The organism is Leucobacter sp. USCH14, assembly GCF_037619215.1.
Classification (GTDB): Bacteria; Actinomycetota; Actinomycetes; order Actinomycetales; family Microbacteriaceae; genus Leucobacter.
In genome coordinates this window covers 41,597-54,796 of sequence record NZ_JAQPZP010000010.1, presented here as the reverse complement: position 1 = coordinate 54,796, position 13,200 = coordinate 41,597, and the positions used below count along the sequence as shown (strand labels likewise).

At 67.4% G+C, this 13,200-nt stretch carries 13 protein-coding genes and 1 pseudogene; all 14 read left to right on the top strand.

From position 1 onward, the window contains the following. Window positions 1-94 precede the first annotated feature (94 nt). The 14 genes and pseudogenes from PQI23_RS10765 (at window position 95) to PQI23_RS10700 (ending at window position 13,153) form a co-directional block, all read left to right on the top strand. Window positions 95-2,003, top strand: a pseudogene (locus PQI23_RS10765) (heavy metal translocating P-type ATPase). A gap of 64 nt (window positions 2,004-2,067) precedes the next feature. Further along, window positions 2,068-2,496, top strand: coding sequence for a hypothetical protein (locus tag PQI23_RS10760; protein WP_339974382.1), 429 nt, complete (start codon window positions 2,068-2,070; stop codon window positions 2,494-2,496). 439 nt (window positions 2,497-2,935) lie between these two features. Continuing rightward, window positions 2,936-3,709, top strand: a complete 774-nt coding sequence (locus tag PQI23_RS10755; RefSeq protein WP_336992084.1) for a M23 family metallopeptidase — start codon at window positions 2,936-2,938, stop codon at window positions 3,707-3,709. 62 nt (window positions 3,710-3,771) lie between these two features. Next, a complete protein-coding gene (locus PQI23_RS10750; RefSeq protein WP_233615402.1) occupies window positions 3,772-4,680 on the top strand; it encodes a cytochrome c oxidase assembly protein in 909 nt (302 codons plus the stop codon). Continuing rightward, the gene (locus PQI23_RS10745) at window positions 4,680-5,057 is read left to right on the top strand and encodes a hypothetical protein (protein WP_024356173.1); all 378 of its coding nucleotides are present in this window, start codon (window positions 4,680-4,682) and stop codon (window positions 5,055-5,057) included. The genes PQI23_RS10750 and PQI23_RS10745 overlap by 1 nt, the downstream gene beginning before the upstream one ends. A gap of 68 nt (window positions 5,058-5,125) precedes the next feature. Continuing rightward, the gene (locus PQI23_RS10740) at window positions 5,126-5,563 is read left to right on the top strand and encodes a hypothetical protein (protein ID WP_238560329.1); all 438 of its coding nucleotides are present in this window, start codon (window positions 5,126-5,128) and stop codon (window positions 5,561-5,563) included. 187 nt (window positions 5,564-5,750) lie between these two features. After that, a complete protein-coding gene (locus tag PQI23_RS10735) occupies window positions 5,751-6,266 on the top strand; it encodes a TlpA family protein disulfide reductase (RefSeq protein WP_017883919.1) in 516 nt (171 codons plus the stop codon). Next, window positions 6,263-7,027, top strand: a complete 765-nt coding sequence (locus PQI23_RS10730) for a cytochrome c biogenesis CcdA family protein (protein ID WP_017883918.1) — start codon at window positions 6,263-6,265, stop codon at window positions 7,025-7,027. Before PQI23_RS10735 ends, PQI23_RS10730 begins: the two co-directional genes overlap by 4 nt. Next, window positions 7,008-8,729 carry a cytochrome c biogenesis protein ResB gene (gene resB, locus PQI23_RS10725; protein ID WP_339974368.1) on the top strand — a complete coding sequence of 574 codons (1,722 nt, stop codon included), beginning with the start codon at window positions 7,008-7,010 and terminating at the stop codon, window positions 8,727-8,729. Before PQI23_RS10730 ends, resB begins: the two co-directional genes overlap by 20 nt. Next, window positions 8,726-9,466, top strand: coding sequence for a DsbA family protein (locus PQI23_RS10720; protein ID WP_339974366.1), 741 nt, complete (start codon window positions 8,726-8,728; stop codon window positions 9,464-9,466). The genes resB and PQI23_RS10720 overlap by 4 nt, the downstream gene beginning before the upstream one ends. Before the next feature lie 2 nt (window positions 9,467-9,468). Continuing rightward, a complete protein-coding gene (gene ccsB, locus PQI23_RS10715; protein WP_339974364.1) occupies window positions 9,469-10,476 on the top strand; it encodes a c-type cytochrome biogenesis protein CcsB in 1,008 nt (335 codons plus the stop codon). A gap of 48 nt (window positions 10,477-10,524) precedes the next feature. Next, a complete protein-coding gene (lnt, locus tag PQI23_RS10710; RefSeq protein ID WP_339974363.1) occupies window positions 10,525-12,186 on the top strand; it encodes an apolipoprotein N-acyltransferase in 1,662 nt (553 codons plus the stop codon). Continuing rightward, complete coding sequence (locus PQI23_RS10705) at window positions 12,183-12,824, top strand: signal peptidase II (protein ID WP_017883913.1); 642 nt, start codon at window positions 12,183-12,185, stop codon at window positions 12,822-12,824. The genes lnt and PQI23_RS10705 overlap by 4 nt, the downstream gene beginning before the upstream one ends. Next, window positions 12,821-13,153 carry a DUF6804 family protein gene (locus tag PQI23_RS10700; protein WP_017883912.1) on the top strand — a complete coding sequence of 111 codons (333 nt, stop codon included), beginning with the start codon at window positions 12,821-12,823 and terminating at the stop codon, window positions 13,151-13,153. The genes PQI23_RS10705 and PQI23_RS10700 overlap by 4 nt, the downstream gene beginning before the upstream one ends. Window positions 13,154-13,200 lie beyond the last annotated feature (47 nt).

The window sequence follows — 13,200 nt, the reverse complement described above, 5'->3', positions numbered from 1 at the left end:
GCCCAGCGTACCCGTCATCGATGGCGACATCTGCTGCGGCCCCGAACTGCCCCCGGTATTCGGGAAACAAGTTGAAGAGGCGAATGCGCATCCAGTGCGGCCTGTTTGGTGGCGCGATCCTGCGCTGCTGCCTTCCGCACTCTCCGGTGTCGCCCTCGCGTCCGGCTACCTCCTCGAGTGGAACGGCGCGGAGATCCCCGCACTCATCCTGAAATGGCTCGCGCTCCTCGCCGGCGCCGCCACCTTCGTCCCCGGCACCGTGCGGCGCCTGATCCGAGGTCGAGTCGGCGTGGGCCTGCTAATGACCATCGCCGCGATCGGCGCCGTTGCCCTCGGACACATCGGGGAGGCTGCCGCACTCGCCTTCCTCTTCTCCCTCGCCGAGGCGCTCGAAGACCGCGCCATGGATCGCGCGAAGGAGGGTCTGCGCGCCCTGCTGTCACTGATCCCCGACACCGCACGCGTGTCCCGATTGCGCGGCGAGGTCACGCTCCCCGTCGCCGAGGTGCGCGAACTCGACATCCTCATCATCGGTGCGGGAGAGCGCATCGCCACCGACGGCATCGTGGTCGACGGTGCATCCAGCATCGACACCTCCGCCGTCACCGGGGAGTCCATCCCGGTCGCGGTACATCCGGGGGAGGCGGTTCCGGCCGGCGCAGTGAACGGCTCCGGCACACTGCTCATCGAGGCCACCGCCGATGGTCGCGACAACTCGCTCACGCAGATCGTCGCCCTCGTCGAGCAGGCGCACGCCCGCAAGGGAGAACGCGCCAGGCTCGCCGACCGGATCGCCAAGCCGCTCGTGCCGACCGTGCTCATCATCGCCGCCCTCGTCGTCTTCGGCTTCATCGTGGGAGATCCGGCCACCTGGATCGAGCGCGCCCTCGTCGTCCTCGTCGCCGCTTCCCCGTGCGCGCTCGCGATCGCCGTTCCGGTCACCGTGATCAGCGCGATCGGCTCCGCCTCCAAGTACGGCATCGTGATCAAGTCCGGCCAGGCGTTCGAACAGCTGGGCACGATCCGCACCGTCGCCCTCGACAAGACGGGCACGCTCACCCGCAACGAACCCCAAGTTGTCGAGGTCGTGAGCGTCGGATGCACCGAACGCGAGGTGCTCGGCTTCGCCGCCGCACTCGAAGCATCCAGCACGCACCCGCTCGCGGCCGCCATCACCGCGGCCGCCCCCGATGCGGCGCCCGGGCGTGACATCGAGGAGGAGGCCGGGCACGGCATCACCGGCACCGTCTCCGGCCGGAGGATCCGGGTCGGCAATACCCGCTGGCTCGACCCCGGCGCGCACCGAGCCACCGCCGAGCGGCTCGCCGAGCGCGGCATGACCGTCGTCGCGGTCGAAGCCGACGGGGAACTCGCCGGCCTCATCGGGATCCGCGACGAGCTGCGCCCGGAGTCGGCCGAAACGATCCGCATGCTGCGGGAGATGGGCATCACCCCCATCATGCTCACCGGCGACAAACGAGCGCACCGCACGCGCACTGGCGGCCGAGGCCGGCATCGAGGACGTGCGCGCCGAGGAACTCCCGAAAGGCAAAGCCAGCGCCATTGGCACGCTTGTGACCGCGTCCCCGACGGCGATGGTCGGCGATGGCATCAACGACGCACCCGCGCTCGCGACGGCGACCGTAGGCATCGCGATGGGGGCCAAGGGTTCCGCGGCTGCCATCGAATCCGCTGATGTCGCCTTCACCGGCCACGATCTGCGCTTCATCCCGCAGGCCCTCGCGCATGCTCGGCGGGGCCGGCGCATCATGACCTGGAACATCGGGCTGGCGCTGGCCATCATCGTCGAGCTGTTCCCGCTGGCGCTCCTCGGAGTCCTCGGGCTCGCCGGAGTGGTGCTCGTCCACGAAGTCGCGGAAGTGCTCGTGATCCTCAACGGCATCCGCGCCGCACGCAGACCCACGCGAGCGAAGCCACCAGCCCTGGCGTGGAGCGCTTCGCCGACACCGGCAAACGCGCCGACGGGCGCCCTCTGGCAGTAGCATCCCCTGGCTGACCCCAGGTTCCGATGCTAAATTGTTACATAACTATGGAGGTGATGGAGTGATGAGTGCAGGCGTTGCATCGCGACGACCGCTGTCGCGGCGTGCGCTCCTGACCCTCGTCTGGGTCGGCGCCTTCGTCATCCTCGGTCTCGTCGGACTGCGCGCGCACAGCGCCGAACTCAGCAGCGTGCCGGTCATCGCCGAGGCCTCGGCGATCACCAGCGCGACCACCCCCTCAACAGCCTCGACCGCCACGCTCGTCGAGGGGGGCGAGCACGCCGCCCACGGCAGCGTGCAGAGCTGGCACCTCGATCTCATCGCGATCTGCATGCTCACCATGCTCGCCACCCTGATGCTGGTCGTGCTCTTCACCCGGCGACCGTGGCTACAGCTGCGGCTCGGCAGGATCCGCGAATGGGCGGTCGCCCTGCCGCGCGCACCCGCCCGCCCGCAGCCATTGCTGCTCCTTCACTCGATCTCGCGAACCTGATCTCCACCGGGAAACCCGTGCACGGGGATAGCCCGCGAAGCTCCGTGTGCCTCCAACCGGCACCACGTTCCCTCTGGGAGCTTCGCCGGCCCCTGCAAAAGCGCTGACATCGGCACGCCTTCCGGCATTGCGCACTCTCGAACATCACTCGGGCGCACGAGCGCCCCCGATCAGGAGCCAGCAGTTTGAACTCCACAGATTCACCGATCAAAGCTAAACACTTCCTCTTCGTCTTCGGCACCGTGCTCCTGAGCATCTGTTTCGCCGTCGTCTCGTTCTTCGTCCTCGGAGTCGTCTTTTGAGGCGGCGTCGGCACGCCGAGGAATCGGCGGGGCCGAGGCGGAGCACCTGGATCGAACCCACTGATACAGACGAACGCTCGACCGACGACTCGGCTCGGCCCCGCCGATCCAAGCATGCAGCCGCAGCACCGTCCACGGTGCCATACACCGATCTCCCGGCGCAGCCCGTCAGCGAGCGGCCTGCCGCCGAGGAGACGCCGACCGGGGGCGGAACGGAACCCGAGACCGGCACGGCACGGCGACGCTCACAACTGCGCAGCTTCGTCGCTGGCAGTACGGCGCTCGCGAGCGTCACCGTACTCGTGGCGGGTACCGTCTTCCCTGCGACCAGCGCCGCGACCGCCGATACCCCCGTCTTCGCGAGCCGACAGCAGGCCTTCGTCACGGGAGGCACAACCGACACTCCGACGCTGCTCGACGAGCTCTCGGTCTCCCCGACTGCGATCGCGCCCGAGATCGGGCTGAGCGGTGGGGCAGTGACCGTCAGCGGCCTCACCGACACCACATTGCAGTACCCCTTCGCCCAAGAGGTGCCGCTCACCGATGGCTTCGGATACCGCTCCGCACCAGTCGCAGGCTTCCACGACGCACAAGACATGGCCGCTGCCGGCGGCACTCCGATCCGCATCGTCGGTGACGGCGTGATCACTGAGGCTGGCTGGGCCTCCGACGGCTGCGGCTTCTCGCTGAAAGTCCAGCACCAGGTTGCCGGTCAAGAGGTCATCAGCCGGTACTGCCATATGCAGGAGAACTCCCACTCCTGGCAGGTTGGCCAAACCGTTCAGGGAGGCGACCAAGCCGGACTCGTCGGAACCACCGGGATGTCCTTCGGCAACCACCTGCACCTGGTGGTGCGCGTCGAAGATGAGCCCGTCGACCCGCTGCCGTTCATCGCCGCGAACTCGAAGTAGCCCCCTCCCCGGCGAGCACTCGCCAGCGTCAGTAAGGACAACCCCCGACCGTGTACCCCGCGATGGCCAGCCTCGAGCTCGGCGACCTCTTCCAGTTCGATTTGCGCAGCATGTCGCCGCTCGCCTGGCTCGCCGTCGTCTGCCTCTCCATCTACCTGACCGGGGCGATCTCCCTCTGGGTACGGGGAAAACGATGGGGCGTCGGTTCGACGCTGCTGTTCACCGTCGGCTGCCTCCTCTGGTTCGCGGCCACCGGACTGCGCGCGAACGCCTACGCCGAGGAACTCGTCTCGGTGCTGCTCTTCCAGCAGATCACGCTCATGGTCGTCGCACCCCCGTTCCTGCTCATGGGCTCTCCCGGCCGTCTGCTCCTGCGCGCGACGCCGCGCCGGGGACTCGGGCGGCCGGTGATGCGCGCCGCGCTCAGCGCCTACCGCTCGCGCACCGCCCAGGTGCTCCTGCACCCGGCCACCGTGATCGTCATCGCCGTCGTCGCCTTCCCCACCCTGTACTTCACCGACACCCTGAGCTGGTTCCTCGAGCTCCCGTCCGGGCATCTCATCCTGCTCACCCTGTTCCTCGCCTTCGGCATGATCGGTGGCGCTCCGCTGTGGTCACTCGACCCGTTGCCGCGCGCCCCATCGTTCGTGGTACGCATCGTCGACGTGCTCCTCGAGATCCAGATCCACGCGATCTTCGGGCTCGTGCTGCTGCGCAGCACCGAGCCCATGTTCCGCTGGTACGCCACCGACCCCGAAGCGTGGGGGATCAGCCGCGCTCTCGACCAGGCCATCGCTGGCGGCCTGATCTGGTCATACGGCGAGCTGCCGCTGATCATCGTGCTCATCGTCACCATTTCCAAGTGGCGCACGAGCGATCTGCGGCAAGCGAAACGTCGAGAAGCTCAAGAGGACGCGGAACTCGACGCCTACAACGCCTACCTCGCCGCGAAGTTCGGAAAGGAGCAGTGATGGCGACGATCCTGATCTTCGCGCTCACCGCGATGCTCGGCGTGCTGGCCATCTTCCAGATCGCCCTGGCTGCCGGTGCACCGCTCGGCAAGTACGCGTGGGGCGGGGAACACATCACGCTCCCGCTCAACCTCCGCCTCGGCGCGATCTCCGCTGTGCTCCGCTACGCCTTCATCGCTTTCATCGCCCTCGATCGCAGCGGCACCATCGCTGTGCTGCCCGGGGAGTTCAGCTTCTGGGTGATGTGGCTCATCGTCGCTCACCTCGGGTTCAGTGTGATCCTCAGCCTGCTCTCCAAGAGCAAAGACGAGAAGATGACGCTCGCTCCCTACACCTTCGTGATGGGCCTGCTCAGCCTGCTCATCGCTCTTCAATAGGGTGCAGTATGCCGTGCGCGTCAGTCCACTCCCATGATCGCCTTGAACCCGCTCGGTATAATCGGGGTGTGTCCTCAGTTCCCCGCAGTGCCCGCATCACGCGGCGACGATTCACGATGAGAGCCGCGACGCTGCTCCTCGCCGCAATCGTCACCGTCGTGGGCTTGTGGGGCGTCTCCCACGCCGATGATGTCGGCTTCTCCGCGCCGGCGGCCGCCTCGAACACGGTCGCAGCCACCTCCTTCGACGCCGCAGTGGGACACTTCGCCGACACCGTGGGGGAGACCACCGCCAGCGACGACATCCTGATCGGTGTTGTCACCTGCCTGCTCGGGATACTCTGCGGCTTTGCCTTGGCGATCCTGATCGTCTTCGCGCTCCGCTGCAGGCAGATGCGGTTCCAACGCCAGCGCCCCCAGATCGCTCCGATCGCCGCAACTGCAGCGTTCAATCATCGCGGCAGGCATCGCTTCGGCCTGCACGACCTCAGCCTCCTGCGCATTTAAGCGCCCCTCACGCTGCCCCCTGAGGCAGGAACGGGCCGGCACGTCCGCCATGCCCGCGACCACGCGTTGAGGAATGAGGAGAACCAGGAACTTGAGGACGTCCAAACCGACGTACCTGCTGCTGACCGCACTCGTAGCGACCGCCGCAATCAGCATTGGGCTGATCGGCTGCACAGCCGCCGCGCCGATGTCGGAACAGTACCAGCAGGGCAGTGAGCGAAGCGGCACTTCTGATGGCCGCATCGTCGAGATTCCGGTCGACGAGCGTGGCGCCGCCGTGAGCTTCAGCGGCACCACCGAATACGGCGACCCGGTTTCCAGCGACGACTACGCCGGAGAGGTGTACGTCGTGAACTTCTGGTACGCCGCCTGCGGCCCCTGCATCATCGAGGCCCCCATGCTCGAGGAGGTCTGGCTGAACTACCAGGATGAGGGCGTCGGGTTCCTCGGTGTGAACATCTACGACCAGCCCGCAACCGCCGTCGCCTTCGCCGAAGAGAACGGCATCACCTACCCGAGCATCATCGATGTGAACGACGGCCGCGTCAAGCAGGCCTTCGCCGGCGTCACCCCGATCCAGGCCACGCCCACCACGCTCGTGCTCGACCGCGAGGGGCGCGTCGCGGCCCGCATCATCGGGCAACTCGAGTCCGCCTCCATCCTCGACACGCTCGTCGCCGACGCACTCGCGGAGACGCCATGAACCCGAGCGATCTCGTTTTCGACGGCGCACTCTGGGCGGGTGTGCTCATCGCCGCACTCGCCGGCTTCGTCTCCTTCGCCTCCCCCTGCGTGCTTCCGCTCGTACCCGGTTACTTCGGCTACCTTGGCTCCGCCGTCGCCCCCGTCGAGCCGAGCTTTGCACCTGCCCGCGGCACCACCGCACAGCGCCGCCGCCTGCTCCTGGGTGTTCTCCTGTTCATCGCCGGATTCTCCATCGTGTTCGTCACTGTCACCGTGCTCGGAGGTGTCTTCGGCCAGGTCTTCCTCGCCTATGCCGACATCGCCACCCGTATCCTCGGCGTCGTCGTGATCGTCATGGGGCTCGCCTTCGTCGGGGTCTTCCGCAAGATGCAGCGCACTGTCCGACCCCGCTTCCGCTCACGCCTGGGCCTCGCCGGGGCGCCACTGCTCGGTCTCGCCCTCGGTATCGGCTGGACACCGTGCATCGGGCCCACCCTCGCCGCGATCATCTCCGTGTCGTGGAACCTCGGCGACCCCGTCCGTGCGGGGCTGCTCGGCGTCGCCTACTCGCTCGGCCTCGGTATCCCGTTCCTGCTGCTCGCCCTCGGGCTCGGCTGGGCCACCCGCTCGATGTCGTTCCTGCGGCGTCACATCCGCGCCATCAACATCGCCGGCGGAGTTGTCCTCGTCGTGCTCGGCCTGCTCATGGTAAGCGGGCTCTGGACGCGCCTCATGTCCTCCCTGCAGGGGGTGATGGCGAATGTCCAGCTCCCGCTCTGAGAACGATACCCTCCCCGGACGCCCAAGCGATCACGTCGACTCCACCGAACGCGGCAGCGGCGACGTCGGCCTCGGGTGGCAGGGCTGGCTCCGATGGGGGTGGCGGCAGCTCACGAGCATGCGCACCGCGCTCATCCTGCTCCTGCTCATGGCGATTGCCGCGATCCCCGGCTCGCTCTTCCCACAGCGCCAAGCCGACCCCAACGGCGTCGTGAAGTACTTCGACGACAACCCCGAGCTCGCCCCCACCATCGACAAACTGCAGCTGTTCGACGTCTACAGCTCGGCCTGGTTCTCGGCCATCTACCTGCTGCTGTTCGTCTCCCTCATCGGCTGCATCATCCCGCGGATCAAGCATCATGCGAAAGCGCTCCGCGCGCCGGCGCCGAAGACCCCGGCCCGGCTGCAGCGCATGGTCGGCTATTCCTCCAACGATCTGCAACTCGTCGATGATCGCACCTCCGAAGCCGACGTCGCCCAGGCCATCGCGATCGCCGAGAGCGAGCTGCGACGCCGCGGATACCGCACCGCCCGCTACGACAGCGCGACTTCCTGGTCGGTATCCGCCGAACGCGGTTACCTGCGCGAAACCGGCAACCTCGTCTTCCACTCGGCACTCGTCGGGATCCTCGTGACCGTGCTGCTGAGCACCGGCCTCAACTACACCGGCGATCGCGTCATCGTCCAAGGCACCACCTTCGTGAACAGCGAGAGCGCCTACTCCTCGTTCTCGCCAGGACGGTACTTCGACCGAAGCTCACTCACCCCCTACGCACTGAGCCTCGACAGCTTCGACGTCGAGTACGTCGACCCTGGGAAGCCCGGTGCGGGGCAGGCAGGCAACTTCGCTGCCCACCTCTCCATCCGAGAGGCCGGGGACGACGACACCCGTGCCGAGACCGTGCGGGTGAACGCACCGATCGAGGTGAATGGCGACCGCATCTACCTCCTCGGTAACGGCTACGCGCCGATGATCACGATCCGCAACGCCGCCGGAGACGTCGTCTACCAGGAACCCCAGCCCTTCCTCCCGCAGGATTCCGCGATGACCTCGCTCGGCGTGATCAAAGTCCCCGACGGTCTGCCTGAGCAGGTCGGGCTCATCGGCTTCCTGTACCCGACGCAGAGCACCTTGGACACCGGCGCCTACTACTCGGTGTTCCCCGACCTCTACAACCCGATGATGACGTTCAACGTGTTCACAGGAGACCTCGGCATTGACGACGGCACTCCGCGCTCGGTGTACCAGCTCGACACCCAATCGATGACCCAGATCACCGGCGGCGACACCGGTATCGACTCGATCGAGCTCACCCCCGGCGACACCGCCGACCTCCCGAACGGGATGGGAACTATCACCTTCGAGGATCTCACCGTCACCGAGGGCGCCGAAGAGTCGATCAAGCGCTTCGTCTCGCTGCAGATCCAGCGCGACACCGGCGCCACCTGGGTGCTTGTCTTCTCCATCCTCGCCACGGTCGGCCTCATCACCGGCCTCCTCGTGCCGCGCCGTCGGCTCTGGGTGAAAGCCACCCTCACCCGACCAGTCGTCGGCGGCCGCAAGGTCAAGATCGAGTACGCCGGCCTCGCCCGCGGTGAGGATCCAGGCCTCGAGCGCGCCGTCGAACAGTTCCGCACCAGCCACCTCTCGGCCATCGCCGAGCAACTACCGTCACCGCTTTTCAAGAAGGGAACCCCATGAACCGGCCCCCGCACACCGTGCAGAAACCGAACAAGAAGCTGAGCACCTCGCAGAAGGCGGCACTCATCGCCATTCCCGCCGTGCTGCTCATCGCGCTCATCCTGATCCTCATCTCGGTGCTCAACCGGCCCGAAGTCCAGGCGCCCGGCGAGGCGTCGAACAGCGGCGGAACGGGCGGCGGAACCCCCACGCAGAGCGAAGTGCCGCTCGTGCAGGAGAACTCGCACGTCCTCGACGACGCCGGCGAGGGTGCACCCGTGCTCGTCGAGTTCCTCGACTTCGAATGCGAGGCCTGCGGCGCCGTCTACCCGGTGATCGAGGAGATCCGCAAACAGTACGACGGGCAGATCACCTATGTCGCCCGCTACTTCATCACCAACCACACGAACTCCATGAACGCCGCCATCGCTGTCGAGGCCGCGTCGCAGCAGGGCAAGTTCGAGGAGATGTACCAGAAGCTCTTCGAGTCGCAGTCCGAATGGGCGGAGCAGCAAGACTCGCAGGCCGACAAGATCCGCGGCTATGCCGAGGAGCTCGGACTCGACATGGACGCCTTCGATGCGGCCGTCGCCGACCCTGCAACCCAAGCGAGGGTCGAAGAAGACCACAACGCCGGCATTTCGCTCGGCGTGCGCGGCACCCCGACGTTCTTCCTGAACGGTGAGCTGCTGCAACCCCAGACCATCACCGACATCACCGACGCCCTCGACGCGGCGATCGCGGAGAGCAAGGAGTAGCCATGGATCTGCAACTGCAGGCCGCGCTCGACGAGTTCTCCGTGCTCGCCGTCTGGTCAGCGATCACGATCTACGTCCTCGCGTTCCTCGCCTTCGCCTACGACCTCTCGCAGCGCGCCTCGGCCGCACCCATCAAACAGCGGGAGGCCGCGCTCGTCGGCGCGGCCGGAGGCCCCGCAGCCTCCCCGCAGAACGGGGGAGGGGAGGGGAGCCTCCGCGTGCCCAGTGCCGAACGGTCACGGCGCTACTTCGCGCGCCTCGGTATCGCGTTCACCGCCCTCGGCTTCGCGCTCCATCTCGCCGCCACGGTCACGCGCGGGATCGCGGCCGAACGGGTGCCGTGGGCGAATATGTACGAGTTCGCCCTCATCGGCACCCTGCTGATCGTCTCCGTCTACCTCGCCGCCTTGCGCTGGTACGACCTCCGGTTCCTCGGCGTCTTCATCGTCGGCATGGTGGTGTTCTTCCTCGGTGGATCGACGATCTCCTTCTACGTCGAAGTGACCCCGCTGATGGATCCGCTCAAGAGCATCTGGCTCATCATCCACGTCTTCGTCGCCTCGCTCGCCACCGCGCTGCTCGCGATCGCGGCGGGCCTATCGACGATGCAGCTGCTGCAGGCACGCCGCGAGCGGATCAAGGCCACCGGGGGCGAAGAGGTTGCCCCGGATCGCGGCTACCTGCGCACGCTCCCGAAGGCCGAGGTGCTCGAGACGCTCGCCTACCGCTTCGCGATTCTCGGCTTCATCTTCTGGACGTTCACGCTCATCGCCGGAGCGATCTGGGCGAACGAATCCTGGGGCCGCTATTGGGGCTTCGACGTCAAGGAGGTGTGGACGTTCGTGATCTGGGTGATCTACGCCGGGTACATCCACGCCCGCGCCACCCGCGGCTGGCGCGGCACGAAGTCGGCGTGGCTGTCGCTCATCGGCTTCGCCACGGTGATCTTCAACTTCACCATCGTCAACCTCTACTTCCAGGGCCTGCACGCCTACTCCGGCGTCAGCTGAGCCGCCCCCGACCACACCCGCGATTCGAGCACCAGGAAGGAGGCCGCTGTGACGACCACGGACACGCTCCCGCTGCGCGACGACCCCGACGTGCCCCGCACGGCACTCGGGCGCGGTGCGCGCGAGCAGCGCACCACCACCACGGTGCGTCGCCTGCCGTGGGGCGCGGCGATCCCGATCGCCGCCCTCTCGGGCCTGCTGCTCGACGCCGCGTTCCCGAGCCTCGGCTGGTGGCCGCTCGCCTTCCTCAGCATCGCCGGCGGGCTCTGGACGCTGATAGGCCGCAGCATCGGGGGAGCGTTTCTCGTGGGTCTCGCCTACGGCGCCGCGTTCTACTTCACGCACCTCATGTGGGTCGTGCAGTTCCTCGGCCCGATCCCGTGGGTCGCGCTCGCCGGGGTCGAATCGCTGCTCTTCGCGCTCGGTGCGATCCCGATCGCCCTCGCCTACCGCTGGGGCGCTCTCCTCGAACGCCGCGCCACCCGCCGATTCCTACTCCCGGTGCTCATCGCGGTGCTGTGGGCCGCACGCGAGCTCCTCCTCGGAACCTGGCCCTACAGCGGGTTCCCGTGGGGCAGAATCGGCATGTCCCAGGCTGGTGGCCCCTTCGCCGAAGCCGCTTCCTGGGTCGGCGTCGCCGGCCTCACCCTGCTCATCGTCTGGCTCTGCGCGTGCGTCGTCGACTGGGCCGCCCGGCCCGCACCCCGGAGACGCGCCAAGCTGCTGCCCGCAGCGGTGATCCTCGCCCTGCTGCTCGTGCCGGCGTTCCCCACGACTGCAGCGGGCAGCCTCCGCGTCGGTTGGGTGCAGGGTGATGGGCCTGCCGGCTACTTCGACACGCGCAGCCCCGGCGATGTGCTCGCCGCCCAGCGGCAAGCGAGCGACGCACTCCTCGGTGAACCGATGGATCTGCTCGTGTGGCCCGAGGGTGGGGTCGATTCCGATCCGCTGAACACCCCGGCCACCGCCCGCATCCTCGACGAGCTCGTCGCAAACGCCGAGGCCCCGCTCCTCATGAATGCGGCCACCGCGCGAGGCGAGGACACCTACAACACGTCGATGCTCTGGGAGGCCGGCAGCGCCGAGCAGATGCATGACAAGGTGAACCCGGTGCCCTTTGGCGAATATGTGCCCGACCGGTGGTTCTACGAACGCATCGTCCCCGACCTGGTCGGCCTCATCCAGCGCGAGTACACGCCGGGTACGAACCCGCCGCTCGTCTCCGTCGACGGCATCCAAGTCGGGCTCGCAATCTGCTTCGATGTCATCTACGACTCGGTGATCTGGGACGGGGTGCGAGGCGGTGCGCAGTTCTACGCCTTCCAGACCAACAACGCCGACTTCCGGGGCACTGACGAGAACCTGCAGCAGCTCGAGTTCGCGCGTATGCGCGCCATCGAGACCGGACGTGCCGTCGTGAACGTATCGACCGTGGGCACCAGCCAGATCATCGCCCCCGACGGCACCATCATCGACGGCGCACCCGCCGATTCTCCGGCGGCCGCCGTCACCGCCGTACCACTGCGCACCGGGCTCACCCCGGCCGTGCTCGTCGGCCCGACCCTCACCCTCATCATCCCCATCGCCGCGCTCGGCGGGCTCCTCGCACTGGGCCTGCTCGAGCGACGGAGCCGCACGACCTCCCTCCCGCCCGCGCCTGCCTCCGCAAAGGGCGGCGCAGCAGCCGAACTCCCGCCGAAAGCATCATGACCTACGAACTCCCGCACGACCCGCCCGCCGATGAGCGCACCGGCCCGTCGGCGCAGCCCCGAAGCCGCCGTCCCTCCCGCCGACTGCTGTTCGTCTACAGCTGCGCCATCGCCGCCCTCACGATCGCGGTCGACGTGATCAGCAAACAACTCGCCTTGCACTTCCTCGACACGGAGAACCGCATCCCCGTGCTCGGCGACCTCTTCGGGCTGCAGCTCGCCTTCAACACCGGGGCCGCGTTCTCGATCGGTGCCCAGCTCACCCCCTTCATCACGCTGCTCGGCATCGTCGCCTCCGTGCTCCTTATCCGGGCCGCCCTCCGCACGAAGTACCGCATCTACGCCGCCTCGATCGGGCTGATCCTTGGCGGTGCCCTCGGCAACCTCGCCGATCGCATCTTCGCCCCGCCAGGATTCGGCAGCGGTGCGGTCACCGATTTCCTCGCCTACGGTCACCTGTTCATCGGCAACCTCGCCGACGTCGCGATCGGGGCCGGCGTCGTGCTCTATGCCCTCGGTGCTTGGCGCCTCCACGCAGCCTCCCGCGCTCGAGATACCGACGATTCGGTCGAGAGCGCCGAGGCCGAACTGCCGACCAGTAGTCCCGTAACCACCCGAGCAGAAACGACGGACTCATGAGTCAGAAACAGCAGCCCCCGTCCTACCAGCGCAACGCGCTGCTCCCGGGATTCATCGCACTCGCCCTACTCATCGTCGCGGTCGCCTTCATCGGCACCGACTGGTTCACCGTCTTCCGCTTCATCATCGCTATCCTCGCGCTCATCGTCGCCTGGTTCGCGGTTCAAGCCCGCCACTGGTGGTGGGTGCCAGTCTTCGTCGCGATCGCCGTGCTCTGGAACCCCGTCTATCCGTTCAACTTCAGCGGCATCTTCTGGATCCTCGCCCAGCCCATCGCCGGCAGCGTCTTCCTGATCGCCGGAGCACTCATCAAACGGCCTCGCGACTAGAGACCCAGGATCCGACCGTTCACACTCCGCAGACAGGAGGAGCAGAC